This window comes from Hydrogenophaga sp., assembly GCF_030656115.1.
In the GTDB taxonomy this organism is placed as follows: Bacteria; Pseudomonadota; Gammaproteobacteria; order Burkholderiales; family Burkholderiaceae_C; genus Hydrogenophaga.
Genome location: NZ_JAUSOO010000123.1, coordinates 28023 through 46274 on the forward strand (window position 1 = coordinate 28023; position 18252 = coordinate 46274).

10 protein-coding genes are annotated in these 18252 nt (G+C 66.5%); 6 read left to right on the top strand and 4 right to left on the bottom strand.

Going from position 1 to position 18252, the window contains the following annotated elements; genetic code table 11:
* Nucleotides 1-5 precede the first annotated feature (5 nt).
* The 6 genes from Q7J58_RS15455 (at nt 6) to Q7J58_RS15480 (ending at nt 11150) form a co-directional block, all read left to right on the top strand.
* Complete coding sequence (locus Q7J58_RS15455; protein WP_304829942.1) at nt 6-1250, top strand: ROK family transcriptional regulator; 1245 nt, start codon at nt 6-8, stop codon at nt 1248-1250.
* Nucleotides 1251-1400: 150 nt separating this feature from the next.
* On the top strand, nt 1401-3158 hold the full coding sequence (locus tag Q7J58_RS15460) for a ShlB/FhaC/HecB family hemolysin secretion/activation protein (protein WP_304829945.1): 1758 nt from the start codon (nt 1401-1403) through the stop codon (nt 3156-3158).
* Between the two features lie 84 nt (nt 3159-3242).
* Nucleotides 3243-7307: an MBG domain-containing protein gene (locus Q7J58_RS15465; RefSeq protein ID WP_304829948.1), complete on the top strand. Its 4065-nt coding sequence runs from the start codon at nt 3243-3245 to the stop codon at nt 7305-7307.
* Nucleotides 7304-8116, top strand: a complete 813-nt coding sequence (locus tag Q7J58_RS15470) for a hypothetical protein (RefSeq protein ID WP_304829951.1) — start codon at nt 7304-7306, stop codon at nt 8114-8116. Before Q7J58_RS15465 ends, Q7J58_RS15470 begins: the two co-directional genes overlap by 4 nt.
* 96 nt (nt 8117-8212) lie before the next feature.
* Nucleotides 8213-9607 (top strand): ATP-binding protein, encoded by a 1395-nt coding sequence (locus tag Q7J58_RS15475; RefSeq protein WP_304829954.1) that lies wholly within the window; start codon nt 8213-8215, stop codon nt 9605-9607.
* Entirely contained in the window at nt 9591-11150 is a 1560-nt protein-coding gene (locus Q7J58_RS15480; protein ID WP_304829957.1) for a hypothetical protein, read from the top strand. Before Q7J58_RS15475 ends, Q7J58_RS15480 begins: the two co-directional genes overlap by 17 nt.
* 105 nt (nt 11151-11255) lie before the next feature.
* Here the strand turns inward: Q7J58_RS15480 and Q7J58_RS15485 are convergent, their stop codons facing one another.
* From Q7J58_RS15485 to Q7J58_RS15500, 4 genes are all read right to left on the bottom strand, one after another.
* Nucleotides 11256-13739: a glycogen/starch/alpha-glucan phosphorylase gene (locus Q7J58_RS15485; RefSeq protein WP_304829960.1), complete on the bottom strand. Its 2484-nt coding sequence runs from the start codon at nt 13737-13739 to the stop codon at nt 11256-11258.
* A 23-nt stretch (nt 13740-13762) separates the two neighbouring features.
* Nucleotides 13763-15217 carry a glycogen synthase GlgA gene (glgA, locus tag Q7J58_RS15490; RefSeq protein WP_304829962.1) on the bottom strand — a complete coding sequence of 485 codons (1455 nt, stop codon included), beginning with the start codon at nt 15215-15217 and terminating at the stop codon, nt 13763-13765.
* A gap of 41 nt (nt 15218-15258) precedes the next feature.
* Complete coding sequence (glgC, locus tag Q7J58_RS15495) at nt 15259-16512, bottom strand: glucose-1-phosphate adenylyltransferase (protein WP_304830074.1); 1254 nt, start codon at nt 16510-16512, stop codon at nt 15259-15261.
* 96 nt (nt 16513-16608) lie between these two features.
* Nucleotides 16609-18252, bottom strand: a complete 1644-nt coding sequence (locus Q7J58_RS15500; RefSeq protein ID WP_304829965.1) for an alpha-D-glucose phosphate-specific phosphoglucomutase — start codon at nt 18250-18252, stop codon at nt 16609-16611.

The window sequence follows — 18252 nt, forward strand, 5'->3', positions numbered from 1 at the left end:
AAACCATGAATGACTTGGCCGAATCCCCTGTTCTCGAACCCGTCGAACCCAGCCCCGATCCGGCCCCCTTGCGCCCGCGCGGATCCAACCAAGTGGGCATGCGCCAGTTCAATGAGCGGGTGGTGCTGCAGGCGCTGCGCACCCACGGCAGCTGCCCCAAGGCCGAGCTGGCCCGCCTCACCGGCCTGACGGCGCAAACCATCGGCCTGATCACAGCCCGGCTGGACGAAGACCAGTTGCTCACCCGCGAAGCCCCGGTGCGTGGCCGCGTGGGACAGCCTTCGGTGCCGATCGGGCTGAACCCCGACGGGGCGTTCGCCGTGGGCATCAAGATCGGCCGGCGCGGGGCCGACTGGCTGCTGGTGGACTTCACCGGCCGGGTGCGCCAGCGCCTGGTACTGAACTACCCGTTCCCCGACATTCCCGTGTTGTTGCCGGCCATCAAGGCCAACCTGAACCGCCTGCTGGAAGACCTGGGCCCGCTGCGCGACCGCGTGGTGGGCGTGGGGGTGGCCGCCCCCTTTCAGCTGGGCGGCTGGCACCGCATGCTGGGTCTGACCGAGGCACAGTCGCAGGCCTGGAATCACATCGACCTGGCCGCCGAAGTGCAGTCCCTGACCGACCTGCCCGTGAGCTTTGCCAAAGACACCACCGCCGCTTGCGTGGCCGAGCTGTTTCAAGGGCGCGGCCGCGACATTGGCAGTTTCCTGTATCTGTTCATGGACACGTTTGTGGGCGGTGGCCTGGTGATCCATTCGCACCTGCACCGGGGCGCGCACGGCAACGCGGGCGCTGTCGCGTCGCTGCCGTTGCAGGTGTCGCAGGGGCGCGAGGTGCCGCCGCAGTTGGTGAGCCAAGCCTCGTTGTGGGACCTGGAGCAGCGCTTTCGCGAACACGCACTCGACCCCATGGCCGCCTACGACGCGCGCGCCTTGCAAGCCCCCTGGCTGCCTTACACCCAGGAATGGCTGGAGCGCGCTGCGCTGGCGCTGGCGCATTGCATTGTGGCGGGCACCGCTTTTCTGGACGTTGACGCGGTGGTGATGGACGGCGCGGTGGCGCCCGATTTGCTGGGCAACCTGCTGGCGCGCACCAGCGAAGCCCTAAAAGCCTACAACTGGGAAGGCCTGCAACCCATGCCCCGGCTGGAGCAGGGCAGCATCGGCTCCGACGCGGGCGCTCTGGGCGGTGCGCTGCTGCCGCTGCACGCTTGCTTTGCCCCCGATCACGGCAGCTTCCTGAAGAACTGAGCGGCTGGGCTGAGGTCCTGGCAGGACCTGGCGTGAAGGATGCAGCATGGCTGCGCTGGGGTGACTGTGCGCCAGTGCACAGACAGCAGGTCACGGGGCCCGCAGACTGGTGTGAAGACCCACCCCTTCTCGTCACACCAGGAACCTGCCATGACCCATTTCGCCACCGCGCGCCAACGACCGTCCAAGACCACCGTGCGCACGCCCAGGCCGGGCCGCGGTCCGTTCCTGAGCCAGCCCATGCTCAAAAACCACCTGCTGCCTGTGGCCCTCCTGGCCCTGAGCCAGGGTGTCTTGGCCCAACAGCTGCCCAGCGCGGGCAGCCAGTTGCAGCAAATTCCGCCAGCGCCCGCACCGGAACAAGCCGCACCCGCCATCCGCATTGAACCCCGTGTCGCCCCGGCCACACCAGCGTCCGATGCGGCCAAGATCACCGTCAACCGCCTGCAGGTGACCGGAGCCCGCGTCTACACCGAAGCCGAGCTGCTGGCCCTGACCGGCTTTCGGCCCGGTAGCGAGCTGTCGCTGGGCGAACTGCGCGGCATGGCACAGAACATCACCCAGCATTACCGCAGCGCAGGCTACTTTGTGGCCCAGGCCTACCTGCCCGCGCAGGAGATCCAGAACGGCGCCGTCACCATCGCGGTGATCGAAGGCCAGTACGGCCAGATCACGGTGCGCAACCAGAGCAACCTGTCGGACAGCCTGGTGCACAGCCAGCTGGCGGGCATTCAGAGCGGTGACACGGTGGCCATTGCGCCGCTGGAAAGCCGCTTGCTGCTGCTGTCGGACATCCCGGGCGTGAACGTCCGCTCGACCCTGGCGCCGGGCGCCTCGGTGGGCGCGTCCGACCTGATCGTGGACGTCACGCCGGGGCAGCGGGTCACGGGCAGCATCGATGCCGACAACGCCGGCAACCGCTACACGGGCGAATACCGCCTGGGCGCAACGGTGAACCTGAACAACGCGGCCGGACTCGGCGACGTGGCTTCGCTGCGTGTGCTGACGTCGGGCAAGGGCCTGAACTACGCCCGGGCCTCTTACCAGTTGCAGCTGGGCCGGGCCACGGTCGGCGCGGCGTACAGCTGGCTGGACTACGAACTGGGCAAAGAATTCGCTGCCACAGGCGCTCACGGCACCGCCCAAGTCGCCAGCCTGTATGGCCGCTACCCACTGATTCGCTCGCGCAACACCAATTTGTACGCCGGCCTGTCCCTGGACCACAAGACGTTTCAGGACAAGAACCCGAGCGACCTGAGCATGCTGGTGGCCGACAAGAAGGCGCAGGTGTTGACGGCCAGCCTGCGCGGCGACCACCGGGACACGCTCGGCGGTGGCGGCCTGAGCGGTTATTCGTTGGCCTGGTCCACCGGCAACATCGACCTGCAAACGCCCGAATTGCAAAGCCGCTACGCCCTGGCGCAAACCGCAGGCCACTTCAACAAGCTGGCCTTCAGCGCCATGCGGCTGCAAAACGTGAGCAACAGCGTGTCGCTGTTCGCCGGCATCAACGGCCAGCTGGCCTCGAAAAACCTCGACGTCTCGGAAAAGATGGAGCTCGGTGGCATGTACGGCGTGCGCGCCTACCCGTCGGGCGAGGCCTATGCGGACCAGGGTTATGTGGTGACGCTGGAAGCCCGCATGCAACTGCCCACGCCCCAGACCTTTCCCGGGCAGATGCAGCTGATCGGCTTTGTGGACGCGGGCACCGTGACCCTGAACAAAAACCCCTGGGACGCGAGCGACAACCGCCGAACCCTCAGCGGCGCGGGTGTGGGGCTGAACTGGTCGCAGACCAACAACTTCATGGTGCGGGCGTTCTACGCCCGCAAGCTGGGCAATGAAACAGCCCAGTCGGCGCCCGACAAGTCGGGCCGCTTCTGGGTCCAGGCGGTCAAGTATTTCTGAACCTGGTTCAGCACCTGGCCAGCGCCCCAGCGGCGCTGACGCCGCGCAGAAGCCCCTTTGTCGAAGCATTTCCGAAAGTCATCCATGAACCTCATTCACCGCTCCATCTGGAACGAACAGACCGGCACCTGTGTGGCCGTTGCTGAAAACACCCGCAGCGCGGGCAAGAAAATGTCATCCTGCACGTCAGCGGGCACGGGCGGCCACTTCCGGCTCAAGGTGCTGGCCGTGTCGCTCATGCTGGCCTGCGGCGCGGGCGTGCAGGCCCAGCCCACCGGCGGTGTGGTGTCGTCTGGCAGTGCCACCATCGGCGGCACGCCCGGCCAGATGACGATCACCCAGACCACGCCCCAAGTCGCCATCAACTGGCAAAGCTTTGGCATCCTGGCGGGCGACTCGGTTCAATTTGTGCAACCGGGCAGCAGCTCGGTGGCGCTCAACCGCGTGGTGGGCTCCGACCCTTCCAGCATCCTGGGCAGCCTCACCTCGAACGGTCAGGTGTTCCTGGTCAACCCCAACGGCATCCTGTTCGGCCAGGGCGCGTCGGTCAGCGTGGGCGGGCTGGTGGCGTCCACACTGGCCCTCAGCGATGCCGACTTCACGGCGAACCGCCACCAGTTTGCGGGTGCGGGCGCGGGCTCGGTGGTGAACCAGGGCCACATCCAGGCCGCCGATGGCGGTTACGTGGCTTTGCTGGGCGCGAACGTCAGCAACCAGGGCGTGGTGGCGGCCCAGCTCGGCACGGTCGCGCTGGCGGCGGGCAACGCCGTCACGCTGGACCTGGCGGGTGACCGGTTGCTGCAGGTCACGGTGGACCAGGGCTCGGTGAATGCGCTGGTGGACAACGGCGGCATGCTGCGCGCCGACGGCGGGCAGGTGCTCATGACCACCCAGGTGGCGGGCAGCCTGCTGGCCAACGCGGTCAACAACACCGGCATGGTGCAGGCGCAGACGCTGAACAACGTGCGCGGCACCATCTTGCTGATGGGCGGCATGCAAAGCGGCACCGTGCAGGTGGGCGGCACGCTCGACGCGTCAGCGCCTGCTGGCGGTCATGGCGGCTTTGTGGAAACCTCGGCGGCGCATGTGAAAGTGGCCGACGGCGCGCGCGTCACCACGCTGGCGAGCGCCGGGACCACCGGCATGTGGTTGATCGACCCATTCGACTTCAACGTGTCCGCTGCGGGCGGCGACATCACGGGCGCCCAACTGAGCGTGAACCTGGATTCGTCGAACGTGACCCTGGAGAGCAGCGGGGGCGCCACCGGCACCGCCGGCGATGTGAATGTGGATGCCGCAGTGACCTGGACCGCCGCCACGGCGCTGGTCCTGAACGCCTTCAACGACGTGAACATCAACCAGGCCGTCACCGGCACCAACGGCAGCCTCACGGCCAACGCTGGGCGCAACGTGAACGTCTCGGCGGCCACCACCACCACCACGGGCAACCTCAGCTTCAACGCCGTGAACGACGTGGCCCTGTCGGCGGCGACCACCATCACCACCGGCAACCTCACGGCCGTGGCCGGCAACAACGTCGTGGTGAGCGCTGCTTCCACGGTCACCACCGGCGACATGGTGTTCCGCGCCGACAACGACGGCACCGGCCCGGGCGCTTTGGCGGGCACCGTGGCCATCACCTGCGGCATCAACTGCCTGACGATCACCACCGGCGAGCTCAACATCCGTTTCAACCCGGTGACCTACGCCAGCACGGCCGCTGAGATCGCCGCTTACGGTGTGAACCTGACCGGTGGCGGGACGCTGGACGCCAAGGCCTGGGTGTTCGGCCAAGGCGACGACAAAATGTACGACGGCACCACGGTCGCCACCGTCAGTGGCCTGATGCCCGACGAGGCTGGGATAACACCGGCAGTCACGTTGGGCGCTGTCAGCAACGCCCATTTCGACACCAAACACGTCGGCACCGACAAGCCGATCACCTTTGAAACCACCTTCACCAACGCGGTTTTTGACCTGTTCGCACCGGTCGGCATGGCGGCCGGCACCTACCAGGCCAGCGCCGACATCACGCGCCGGCCCCTGTCGGTCAACGCAGTCACCGACACCCGCGTCTACAACGGCACCACCAGCTCCACAGGCACGCCCACCGTGCTCGCCCTGCAAACCGGTGACACCCTGAACGGCACCCTGACCCAGGCCTTCGCCAGCAAAGATGTGATGGGCCCCGGGGGCAGCACCCTGGTCGCCGATGGCCCTTATTCGGTGAACGACGGCAACGGCGGGAACAACTACACCGTCACGGTCAATACCGCTGCGGGCACGATCACGCCAGCCGCGCTGGTCGGCAGCATCACGGCAGACGACAAGCTGTACGACGGGAACAACGCCGCCGTGATCGCCAGCCGCACGCTGGCCACGGTCTTTGCGGGGGACTCGGTGATTTACACCGGCGGCACGGCGCAGTTCAACGACCCCAACGCCGGCAACAACAAAACGGTGACGGGCACCGGTCTGAGCTTGGCCGGTGCCGACGCGGGCAACTACACCGTGAACTCGACCGCGAACACCACGGCCGACATCACACCGGCGCCGCTGGTGGTGACGGCCGACAACCAGACCAAGCCTTACGGCACCGTGTTTGCGTTTGCGGGCACCGAGTTCACGTCCAGCGGGTTGGTGAACGCTGAAACCATCGGCAGCGCGACACTGGTCAGCAGCGGCGCAGCCGCCTCGGCCCACGTGGCGGGTGGCGCCCCGTACCCGGTTGTCCCGTCGGATGCCACCGGTGGCAGTTTCAACCCCGCCAACTACACCATCAACTACGTCAACGGCGCCATGGTGGTCACACCGGCGCAATTGGTCGTGACGGCCGACAACCAGACCAAGTCTTATGGCACGCTGTTCCCGTTCACGGGGACCGAGTTCACGTCCAGCGGGTTGTTGAACGCCGACACCATCGGTAGCGCCACGCTGGTGAGCGCGGGCACGCCGGCCACGGCCTCCGTGGCGGGCAGCCCCTACTCCATCGTCGCTTCGGATGCGACCGGCGGTACCTTCACCCCGGGTGACTACACCATCAGCTACGTCAACGGTTCCATGGTGGTGACACCGGCACCGTTGGTGGTGACGGCCGACAACCAGACCAAGCCTTACGGCACCACGTTCGCGTTTGCCGGCACCGAGTTCACCTCCACCGGATTGGTGAACGCCGACACCATCGGCAGCGCCACGCTGGTGAGTGCAGGCGCACCGGCCGCGGCCCACGTGGCGGGCAGCCCGTACCCGGTTGTTCCGTCGGATGCCACCGGTGGCAGTTTCAACCCCGCCAACTACACCATCAGCTACGTCAACGGTGCCATGGTGATCACTCCCGCACCGCTGGTGGTGACGGCCAACAACCAGACCAAGCCCTACGGCACCGCATTCCCGTTCACCGGCACCGAGTTCACGTCCAGCGGACTGGTGAATGCCGACACCATCGGCAGCGCGACGCTGGTGAGCGCGGGCACGCCGGCCACGGCGCCCGTGGCGGGCAGCCCGTACCCGATCGTCCCCTCGGACGCGACCGGCGGTACCTTCACCCCGGGCGACTACACCATCAGCTACGTCAACGGTGTGATGACGGTGACGCCGGTCGCCCTGACGTTGACGGCCAACGATGCGACCAAAGTCTTTGGTCAAACACTCACCCTGCCTCCGTCGGCCTTCACGGCGGAGGGTCTGGTGAATGGCGACACCATCGACAGCGTGGTTGAAACCAGCCCGGGCACGGTGGCCTCGGCACCCGTGGTGGGCAGCCCTTATGCCATCGACATCACGCCCGGCAGCGCGGCGGGCGGCACGTTTGTGCCGTCGAACTACGTCACGGTCTACCAGCCGGGTGACTTGACGGTGACGCCCGTCGTCGTGGCGCCACCGGTCAATGTGCTGCCCAACACCCCCTACGAAGGCCCTGTGGTGACGCCGCCGGTGAACCGGCCCTGGGCGCCGGTGGTGGTGCCTGCCAACACGCCGCCGCAACTGCTGGCGCTGGTGCCACCGGTGTCGCCACCGGTCGTGACGGTGGTGCAGCCTGTCGCACCTCCGGTGGTACAGCCGATGGTGCAGCCGGCGGTCCAGCCCGTCGAGGTGCCACCCACGCCGTACCTGGCGCCCAAACGCGCGCCCAAGCAGGACCGGCATTGAGCGGCAAGACCATGGAACGCCCTGGGTTGTCGGACTGGGTGCGCGCTTGCGCACATCCGCCGGTAGGCCCATGGGCTCTGGGTCTGCTGCTCATCACGCTGGCTGCTCAGCCAGCGTGGGCCGAAGCGGTGGTTGCGCAGCTGCCCGCGCCCATGGCGGCGCAACCGCTCCTGGCTTCAGCGCGGCAGTCCGTGCCCCGGGTGGTTGGGCCCCACGCCCCCCGGGCCCATTTTGGGCAGACCGAGCCGTCGCGCGAAGCCCGACATGTGGCGGACTGGGTGGTGGATTCGGGCGACAACGGTGGTATGCCCTTCGTGGTGGTGGACAAGGTGGACGCCCGGGTGTTCGTGTTCGACGCCCGTGGCCAGTTGCAGGGCGCGGCGTCAGCGCTGCTGGGCCTGGCCATTGGCGACGAGGCGGTGCCCGGGATCGGCCAGCGCAAGCTGTCCAGCATCCGGCCCGAAGAGCGCACCACCTCGGCCGGCCGCTTCGTGGCCACGCAAGACCGCAACCTCCAGGGCAAGGAAATTCTCTGGGTGGACTACGACGCCGCGATTTCGCTGCACCCGGTCATCACCAGCAACGCCACCGAGCGCCGCGCGCAGCGCCTGGACTCGCCGAGCCCATTGGACAACCGCATTTCCTACGGCTGCATCAACGTGCCGGCGCTGTTCTACAAGAACGTGGTGAGCCCGGCGTTCCGGGGCACGGACGGCATTGTGTATGTGCTGCCCGAAACCCGTTCGGCCCGCGAGGTGTTCGGGTCTTACGATGTGGTGGACGAAGAGCAGCGCCAGGCCGTGCGTTGATGTTGTGAAGCAGGGCCACTGCGGCAGGCGGTGCTGGCCCATGTCGGTGTCCGTCGGACACAATCGCGTTACCTTAAGTTTTGCAGCGATACGGCAATGGACAACCACACCCCTCCCGACAACCCGCTCGAAGTCATGGCCAAACTCGAATACGAGGAAGCCCTGCCGGATGGCGACGCCCGCTATGTGCCGACGCAAGAGGCCAGGGGCAGCGAGCAGACCATGACCCGGCTGGCGCGCAAATTCGGCTGGAATCCCAGCAACAACAAATTCTTTGCGCCCACCGACAAACATGTGCTGTTTTTTGGTCACATCGGCAGCGGCAAGACCACCGAACTGCGGCGCTACATGGGCCGGTTCAACGCCTCCAAGCACTTCTTTGTGGTGGAGGTGGATGTGCTGGCCAAGTTGGATCGCAACAACTTGCAGTACAGCGAGGTGTTGATGGCGATGGCCGAATCGCTGCTGGAACAACTGGCCCGCGAAGGCTTTGGCGTGGACGAGGACGCGTTGCGCCCGCTGCGCGAATGGTTTGCCCCTGCCGTGAGCACCCGCACCGAAAGCAGCGAACTCAACGCCGAGCTGAAAACCGGGTTGGAGGCGGGCGGCGGCATTCCCGGCATCCTCAAACTGTTGGCCAGCTTCACCACCAGCTTTCGCACCGGGGCCAGCCGCAAGACGGAATGGCGCCAGGAAATCCGCAACCGCTTCACCACGCTGGCGCTGGCTTTCAGCGGTTTGATTCGCCATGTGGAGCAATTGCTGAAAGTAAAAGGCCGGGCCGAGCGGGTGCTCTTCCTCATCGACGGCACCGACAAGATGCGCGGCGACGACACGCAAGCCTTCTTCGTTCACGACGCCGAACAGCTGCTGTCCATTCAGACGCTGGCGCTTTACACCGCACCGCTGCACCTGAAGTACGACGGCAGCCTGGGCGGCAAGCTTGATGCCGACATCGTGCTGCCCATGATCAAGCTCTACACCCAAGAGGGTGAACGGTGGGAGCCGGGCTGGACAGCGCTGCGCGAACTGCTGCTGCACCGTGCGGCACGCAGTCTGTTTGAGGAAGGGGATACCGGGGAGGTGCAGATCCAGCGCCTGGTCGAGCACTGCGGCGGCCATCCGCGTGAGTTGCTGCGCCTGCTCAAGCTGTGTTGCGAGTGGGCTGATGAACGCATCGACGCCACCGTGGTGGACCACGCGCTGAACCAACTGGCTTCGGAATACCGTCGCTTCTTGCGTCCAGAGGACTACACCTTGCTGGCTGAGCTGGATGCCAACCCCATTCACGGCGGCAACGACAAACGTGCCCAAGAACTGCTTTACCGCCTGGCGCTGCTGGAATACAACGATGGCGGCTGGCGCCGCAGCCATCCGGTGGTGCGTCGGCTGGCGGGCTACCTGCAGGCTCAGTCCCTGCTGAAGCAAGCTGCGCAGCCCGCTGCTGCTGTTTCCTCCACACCACCCAGCGCCCATGCCACCGGCACCTGACCTGGCCGCTGCCACGGCCTTGGCCCGTGAACTGGCTGACAGCCTGCCCGAGCCTTGCCGCCCCGACTTTCTGCGCTTGACGCGCAGCCTGCTGCACGGTCCGCGCTTCCAGTGGTTGTTGGCCGAAGCGCCCGACGATGTGTTGCGGGAGCGGCTGCTGCTGGCGCTGGACCGTGTGTTGCGCCAAGCCGGGCTGCACAGCTCGCGCCTGCCGGTGGACCGCACCATTCCCGATGTGTCCGCCTTGGAGACGGCCTTGCAACGCCATGCCAAAGGTTGCACCGTGGTGCATGTGCTGGCGCAGCGCGGCTGGTTTGATTCGGCGCATTGGGAAGCTTTTAATGTGCGGCGCGAACGGCTGGCGAGCAGTGCTCCCGCACGTTTGTTGTTCTGGCTGGATGCCGAAGCCATTGAAGCCGCCGCCAACGGCGCACCCGATTTGTGGGCCTGGCGCGCTGGGGTGTACAGCTTTCGGACGGAACAACCGCTGACCGTGTTGCCGCAGGGTGTGCGCAGCGTGTCACACACACCCTCCACCAATTCAGCTCCGCCCGATGTGCGAACGCTTCAAGAGCGGCGCGAGCGGGTGGCCGAGTTGCAACAGTGGTTTAACGCATCACCACCGCCGGATGATGAAGCGCAAGTTGGCCCGGTGGATGAACTGGGGCGCTTGCTGGCTTCGCTGGGTGACTACGACGCTGCTTTGCAGCACTGGCTGACGGTGGCGTTGCCGCTGCATCTGCGGCGCGGTGACGCATGGGCGCAGGCCGTCACCCGGGGTCAGATCGCCGACATTTTGCAAGCGCGCGGGCAGCTGGATGAAGTCTTGCGCATTCGCCAAGAAGAGCAATTACCTGTATTTAAGCGTCTGGGCGATGAGCGCTCAGTGGCCATCACCCGGGGTCAGATTGCCGACATACTGCAAGTTCGTGGACAACTGGATGAAGCCTTGCGCATCCGCCAAGAACAAGAATTACCTGTTTACGAGCGTCTGGGCGATGTGCATTCAGCCGCCATCACGCGGGGACTGATTGCCGACATTTGGAAAGCGTGGGGCCAGCTGGATGAAGCCTTGCGTATCCGCCAAGAATACGAATTGCCTGTTTACGAGCGTCTGGGCGATGTGCGCTCAGCGGCCATCACCCGTAGCCAGATCGCCGACATTTTGCAAGCGCGCGGCCAGTTGGATGAAGCTTTGCATATTCGCGAAGAAGTGCTGTTGCCCGTTTTCGAGCGTCTGGGCGATGTGCGCTCAGCAGCCATTACCTGGGGGAAGATCGCCGATATTTTGCAAGCGCGCGGCCAACTGGATGAAGCCTTGCGCATCCGCCAAGAAAACGAGCTGCCCGTTTACGAGCGTCTGGGCGATGTGCGCGAAGCGGCGGTTACATGGGTGAAGATTGCATTTCAGCGGTTTGATGCCGGTGAGCACGAAGCCGCGCAAGCGCTGTTCAAAAATGCCTTGGCAGTGTTTGAGCGCTTGGGTTTGCCCGACGCCGAACGGCTGCGGCAAGTGCTGAAACAGCGCGGCATCACCCTGTGATGCCGTGTTTTCACCCAACCTAAGCCACTCCATCCACATCAAATCACCGAACAGGCATCCCTCTGCTGTGGCCGGGTCGTGTCGCTGGGCTCGGCAGCGTGCGCTTCAGCACCCACCCGGCGACAGGTTGTCCAGCGGCTGGCTGTGCCAGATGGTCTGGGCGTATTCGGCGATGGTGCGGTCGGCTGAAAACGGTCCCATGCCGGCCACGTTGTGGATGGCCTGCCGCGTCCAGGCGTCGGTGTCGCGGAAGGCCTGGTCCACCCGGTCCTGGGTGGCCACGTAGCTGGCGTAGTCGGCCAGCAGCAGGTAGTGGTCGCCCCAGTTCACCAGCATGTCGTAGATCGCGTGGTAGCGGGCCGGCTCGCCGGGGCTGAACACACCGTCGCGAATGGCCTCCAGCACGCTTTGCAACTCGGGCAGCTCGTCCAGAAAACGGCGCGGCTGGTAGCCCGCGCTGCGCAGCGCCTGCACCTGCGGCGTGGTGTGGCCGAAGATGAAAATGTTGTCGTCGCCCACGTTGTCGCGGATTTCCACGTTGGCGCCGTCCAGCGTGCCGATGGTGAGCGCGCCGTTGAGGGCGAATTTCATGTTGCCGGTGCCCGAGGCTTCGGTGCCGGCGGTGGAGATCTGCTCGGACAGGTCGGCCGCCGGGATGATGATTTCGGCCAGGCTCACGCTGTAGTTGGGCACGAACACCACCTTGAGGCGGTCGCCCACGCGCGGGTCGGCGTTGATGGTGCTGGCCACGTCGTTGATGAGCCGGATGATGAGCTTGGCCGTGTGGTACGCCGAAGCCGCCTTGCCGGCAAAGATCACCACGCGCGGCGTGTGGTCGGCGTCGGGCTGGGCCAGGATGCGCTGGTAGCGCGCCACCACGTGCAGCAGGTTGAGCAGCTGGCGCTTGTATTCGTGGATGCGTTTGACCTGCACGTCAAACAGCGCGTGCGGGTTGACCTGCAGACCCATGTGCTGCTGCAGCCAGTCGGCCAGGCGCCGCTTGTTGGCTTGTTTGGCACCGCGAAAGGCCTGTTTGAACGCGGCGTCGTTGGCCAGCGGGCGCAGGGCTTGCAGCTGGTTCAGGTCGCGCCGCCAGGCTTTGCCCAGGTGGCTGTCGATCAGGCTGGCGAGCGCCGGGTTGGCTTGCGCCAGCCAGCGCCGGGGCGTGATGCCGTTGGTTTTGTTGTTGAAGCGCTGCGGCCACAGGTGGGCGAAGTCGGCAAAGATGGACTGCTGCATCAGGTCCGAGTGCAGGGCCGAGACGCCGTTGACCGAATGGCTGGTGACCACCGCGAGGTAGGCCATGCGCACGCGCCGTTCGCCCACCTCGTCGATCAGCGAAAGCCGGCGAATCCGCTCGGGGACCTGCACGCCAAGGTGCGCCAGTTCGGCCAGAAAGTGGCTGTTGATGTCGTAAATGATTTGCAGGTGGCGCGGCAGCACGCGGCCCATCATCTCCACCGGCCAGGTTTCCAGTGCTTCGTGCATGAGGGTGTGGTTGGTGTACGAGAACACGCCTTGGCACAGCCGCCAGGCGTCGGCCCAGGGCAGGTGGTGCTGGTCCAGCAGCAGGCGCATCAGCTCGGGAATGGCCAGCACCGGGTGCGTGTCGTTGAGGTGGATGCTGACCTTGTTGGGCAGTTGCTCAAAGTTGTCGTGGGTTTTGAGGTAGCGGCGCAGCAGGTCTTGCACGCTGGCGCTGACGAAGAAGTATTCCTGGTGCAGGCGCAGCTCGCGGCCCGACGGGGTGGAGTCGTCCGGGTAGAGCACGCGCGAGACGTTTTCGGAGTGGTTCTTGCTCTCGACCGCCTCGAAGTAGTTGCCCCGGTTGAAGGCGCCAAGGTCGATTTCTTCGGTGGCCTTGGCCGACCACAGGCGCAGCGTGTTGGTGGCGTCGGTGCCGTAGCCGGGCACGATGGTGTCGTAGGCCATGGCCAGCACGTCGTGCGAGTCCACCCAGCGGTGGCGCGGCGCGTCTTTGGGGCCTTCTTGCACCACATGGCCACCAAACTGCACGCGGTACACCACCTCGGGCCGCGCAAATTCCCAGGGGTTGCCGTGGGTGAGCCAGTAATCGGGTGCCTCCACCTGTTGGCCGTTCACGATGGTCTGGCGAAACATGCCGTAGTCGTAGCGGATGCCGTAGCCGTAACCGGCAATGCCCAGCGTGGCCATGGCGTCCAGAAAACAGGCAGCCAGGCGGCCCAGGCCGCCGTTGCCCAGCGCCGCGTCGGGTTCGAGCGTGGCCACCACATCGATGTCGGCGCCCAGTTCGCTCAGCGCCTGCTTGAGGGTGTCGCGCAGTTCCAGCGCCAGCATGGCGTTGTCAAAGGCGCGGCCCATCAGGAACTCCATCGACATGTAGTACACGCGTTTGGCGTCCTGTTCGTACTGGGCGCGGGTGGTGCGCATCCAGCGCTCCACCAGGCGGTCGCGCACGGCGTAGGCGGCCGCGTGCAGCCAGTCTTCAGGGCGGGCGGCGGCAGGGTTTTTGCCCACGGTGAACACGAGTTTGTTGGCGATCGACTGCTTGAGCGAAGCAAGGTCGTTGCGCGGGCTGTCGTAGGAAAAGCAAGCGGTCTGTGTCATGGGGTGTTCAGCAAGAGGGGTATTCAGGAGGCGATGAGTTCGCGGTAGAGCGCGGCGTAGTGCCGCGCGGCCACGTCCCAGGAAAAGCGTTGGCGCATGCCGGCGCGCTGCACGCGCTGCCAGTGGCTGGGGTGCCGGTACAGGGCCATGGCGCGCTGCAGGGCGTGGGCAAATTCGCCCGCATCCATGTGGTTGAACACGATGCCGGTGGCCGTGTCGCTGGCCAGGGTGTCGGGCTGGGTGTCGGTCACCGAGTCGGCCAGGCCGCCCACGCGGCGCACCAGCGGCACGCTGCCGTAGGCCAGGGCGTAGAGCTGGGTCAGGCCGCAGGGCTCGAAGCGCGAGGGCACCAGGGTCACGTCGCTGCCGCCGAACACGCGGTGGGAAAACGCTTCGTCAAACCCAATGCGCACGGCCACACGCCCGGCGTGTTGCTGCGCTTTGGCCGCAAAGGCGGTTTCCAGGTGGGCGTCGCCGTTGCCCAGCACCAGCAGCTGGGCACCGCTGGCCACCAAGGCGTCCACCGCGTCGAGCACCAGGGGCAATCCCTTTTGCTCGGTCAGGCGGCTGACCACGGTAAAGAGCGGCGCGTCGGCGTGGGTGTGCAGCCCGGTTTCGATTTGCAGGGCGGCTTTGCAGCGGGTTTTGCCCAGCAGCTTGCCGAGGCCAAAGCGGTGGGGCAGGAGCGGGTCGGTGGCGGGGTTCCAGACCGTGTCGTCCACGCCGTTGAGGATGCCGCTCAGATCGCCCTGGCGGCGGCGCAGCAGGCCGTCGAGCCCGCAGCCGTGTTCGGGCGTCTGGATTTCACGGGCGTAGCTGGGGCTGACGGTGGTGAGGCGGTTGGCGTAGTGCAGACCGGCTTTCATGAACGAGACCTGGCCCCAGAATTCCAGGCCTTCCAGCTGGTAGAACGACCAGGGCAGGCCCAGCTCGGGGAAACGGGCCACGTCAAACAGGCCCTGGTAGGCCAGGTTGTGCACGGTGAACACGCTGGGCAGCAGCGGCTGGCCGCCGCCCGCGTGCACCAGGCAAGCGGGCACCAGGCCAGCGTGCCAGTCGTGTCCGTGCACCAGCTGGGGCTGCCAGGTGGCATCAGAGCCTTGCGCGAGTTGCACCGCGGCCCAGGCCAGCGCGGCAAAGCGGCGGTGGTTGTCGGCGTAGGGCTGTTTGTGCACGTCTTCGTAGGGGTTGCCGGGGCGGTCCAGCAGGCCCGGCGCGTCCAGCACATAGGCGTGCACCGCCGGCTTGCTGGGCAGCGTGCCTTGCAACAGGCGCAGCTCAGCGCCCCAGGGCGCGTGAAAGCGCCGCAGCTCGGTGGGCTGTTGCAGGCCCGCCAGCACGGCCGGAAAGCCCGGCAGCAGCACGCGCACATCGCAGCCGTGGGCGCGCAGCGCCGCAGGCAGGGCACCGGTGACATCGGCCAGGCCCCCGGTTTTGAGCAGGGGGTGGTACTCGGCGCTGACTTGCAGAATGTTCATGGTGCGGGCGGTATGGGGCACAGGCTTGGGCGCTGGGGCTCTCAGACGGTGAGCTGGTTGAGCATGTTGCGGGTGACGAGCACCACGCCGCCGGGGCTGCGCTCGAAGCGCTGGGCATCCAGCGCCGCGTCTTCACCGATCACCAGCCCGTCGGGCAGCTTGCAGCCGCGGTCCACCACCACACGGTTCAGGCGGCAGTTTCGGCCCACCGTCACCTCGGGCAGCAGCACGGCCTGGTCCACCTGGCAGAACGAGTGCACCCGCACGTTGGAGAACAGCACCGAGTTGCTCACAACCGAGCCCGAGACGATGCAGCCACCCGACACCATGGTGTTGATGGTGAGGCCGTGTTTGCCGTCGGCGTCCTGCACAAACTTGGCCGGGGGCAGCTGGCGCTGGCTGGTCCAGATGGGCCATTGGGTGTCGTAGATGTCGAGTTCGGGCGTGACCGAGGCGAGGTCGAGGTTGGCTTCCCAGAAGGCGTCGATGGTGCCCACGTCGCGCCAATACGGCTTGGCGTCGGGCGTGGACGACACGCAGGACATGGAGAAGGGGTGGGCCACGGCGCAGCCTTCGCGCACCACGCAAGGGATCACGTCTTTGCCAAAGTCGTGGCTGGAGGCGGGGTTGGCCAGGTCTTCTTTCAGCAGCCGGTACAGGTAGGCCGCGTTGAAGATGTAGATGCCCATGCTGGCCAGCGAGGTGGTGTCGCTGCCGGGCAGGGTGGGTGGGTTGTCGGGTTTTTCAACGAAGTCGGTGATGCGGCGCTCGGTGTCCACCGCCATCACGCCAAACGCGGAAGCCTCTTCGCGCGGCACCTCGATGCAGCCCACGGTGCAGCCCGCGCCCGAGGCCACGTGGTCTTGCAGCATGATGGAGTAGTCCATCTTGTAGACGTGGTCGCCCGCCAGCACCACCACGTAGTCGGGTTTGCTGGACTGGATGATGTCCATGTTCTGGTAGATCGCGTCGGCCGTGCCGCGGTACCAGTGTTCATCGTCCATCCGCTGCTGGGCGGGCAGCAGGTCCACCATTTCGTTGAGTTCGGCGCGCAGAAAGCTCCAGCCGCGCTGCAGGTGGCGCAGCAGCGAGTGCGACTTGTATTGCGTGATCACGCCAATGCGGCGGATGCCGGAGTTCACGCAGTTGGACAGTGCGAAATCGACGATGCGGAACTTGCCGCCGAAGTACACCGCCGGTTTGGCGCGTTTGTCGGTGAGCTGCTTCAGGCGCGAGCCGCGCCCGCCCGCGAGCACCAGGGCGATGGATCGGCGCACCAGCATGTGGGGCTGCATGTGGCGGTCGGTGTTCAGGGGGACGGGGTGGGGTGTTGTGCTCATGCGGTGGGTCTCCTGCTGGGGTGGTTGGGCTGGGGGTCTGCGCCCCTATTTTCAGGTGATCACGGTGGGGGTGTGCATGCCGGTGTGGTGGGTGATGCGGGCCAGCGCCTGGGCCAGATCGATCAGCGGCGCCAGGGCTTCCTGGGCGGGCAGGTCGTGGCGGCTGGCGTCGGGCTCGTGGCGCTCCAGGTAGACGCGCAGCGTGGCGCCCTCGGTGCCGGTGCCCGAGAGGCGAAACACCACCCGGGAAGAGTCTTCCAGCACCACGCGCACGCCTTGCTGCTGGCTCAGCGAACCGTCCACCGGGTCGGTGTAGGCGAAATCGTCGGCCCAGGCAATGCGCTGGTCGGCCACGGTGGTGCCCGCCAGCGTGGGCAGTTGGGCGCGCAGCTCGGCCATGAGCGTGTGGGCTTGTTCGGTGGCGATGCCGTCGTAGTCGTGGCGGGAATACACGCAGCGGCCGTGCTCGCGCCACAGACCGCGCACCAGGTCCTCCACCGACTGGCCGGTCACGGCCACCAGGTTGAGCCAGAACAGCACCGCCCACAGGCCGTCTTTTTCGCGCACATGGCTGGAGCCGGTGCCGTAGCTTTCTTCACCGCACAGCGTGACCTGACCGGCGTCGAGCAGGTTGCCGAAAAACTTCCAGCCGGTGGGGGTTTCATAGCAGGGCATGCCCAGGGACTTGGCCACCCGGTCCACCGCGGTGGACGTGGGCATGGAGCGGGCCACACCGGCCAGGCCAGCGCGGTAGCCCGGCACCTGCGTGGCATGGGCGGCCAGCACGGCCAGGCTGTCGGACGGCGAGACCAGGAAACCCCGGCCCAGCACCATGTTGCGGTCGGCGTCGCCGTCGGTGGCGGCGCCCATGTCGGGTGCGTCGGGGCCCATGAGGTGGGCGATCAGGTCGTCGGCGTAGGCGGGGTTGGGGTCGGGGTGCAGGCCGCCAAAGTCTTCCAGCGGCTCGGCGTGCACCACGGTGCCGGCGGGTGCGCCCAGCTCGCCTTCGAGGATGGCCTGGGCATACGGCCCGCCCACGGCCCACATGGCGTCAAAGCGCAGCCGGAAACCCCGCGCAAAGAGCGCGCGGATGGCGTCAAAGTCGAACAGCTCGCGCAGCAGTGCGGCGTGGTCGGCCACGGGGTCGATCACCTCCACCACGGTGTCTTCCAGGCGCTGTGGGCCCAGCGTGTCCAGCGCGATGTCGGCGCTGTCGCTGGTGGCGATGTGCTGCAGCGTCTGGGTGCGCGCGTACACCGCTTCGGTCAGTTTTTCGGGGGCAGGCCCACCGTTGGCGCTGTTGTATTTGATGCCGAAGTCGCCGTCGGGCCCGCCCGGGTTGTGGCTGGCCGAGAGCACGATGCCGCCGCTGGCGCCGTGGCGGCGGATGACAGCGCTGACCGCGGGCGTGGACAAGATGCCGCCCTGGCCCACCAGCACCCGGGCGTAGCCCCGCGCGGCGGCCATGCGCAAAATGGTTTGCACGGCGCTGCGGTTGTGAAAACGGCCGTCGCCGCCCAGCACCAGGGTGAGACCGGTGGCCGGTTGGTCGTTGCCGTGCAGCACGTCGAACAGCGCCTGCACAAAGTTCTCCAGGTAGTGGGGCTGCTGGAACACGGTGACTTTTTTGCGCAAGCCGGAGGTGCCGGGGCGCTGGCCGCTGAACGGGGTGGTGGGCAGGGTCTGATGGGTCAT

Coding starts and splice junctions, on each gene's coding strand:
- Q7J58_RS15455 (WP_304829942.1), top strand. CDS start 6: ATGAATGACTTGGCCGAATCCCCTGTTCTCGAACCCGTCGAACCCAGC.
- Q7J58_RS15460 (WP_304829945.1), top strand. CDS start 1,401: ATGACCCATTTCGCCACCGCGCGCCAACGACCGTCCAAGACCACCGTG.
- Q7J58_RS15465 (WP_304829948.1), top strand. CDS start 3,243: ATGAACCTCATTCACCGCTCCATCTGGAACGAACAGACCGGCACCTGT.
- Q7J58_RS15475 (WP_304829954.1), top strand. CDS start 8,213: ATGGACAACCACACCCCTCCCGACAACCCGCTCGAAGTCATGGCCAAA.
- Q7J58_RS15480 (WP_304829957.1), top strand. CDS start 9,591: ATGCCACCGGCACCTGACCTGGCCGCTGCCACGGCCTTGGCCCGTGAA.
- Q7J58_RS15485 (WP_304829960.1), bottom strand. CDS start 13,739: ATGACACAGACCGCTTGCTTTTCCTACGACAGCCCGCGCAACGACCTT.
- glgA (WP_304829962.1), bottom strand. CDS start 15,217: ATGAACATTCTGCAAGTCAGCGCCGAGTACCACCCCCTGCTCAAAACC.
- glgC (WP_304830074.1), bottom strand. CDS start 16,512: ATGCAGCCCCACATGCTGGTGCGCCGATCCATCGCCCTGGTGCTCGCG.
- Q7J58_RS15500 (WP_304829965.1), bottom strand. CDS start 18,252: ATGACCCATCAGACCCTGCCCACCACCCCGTTCAGCGGCCAGCGCCCC.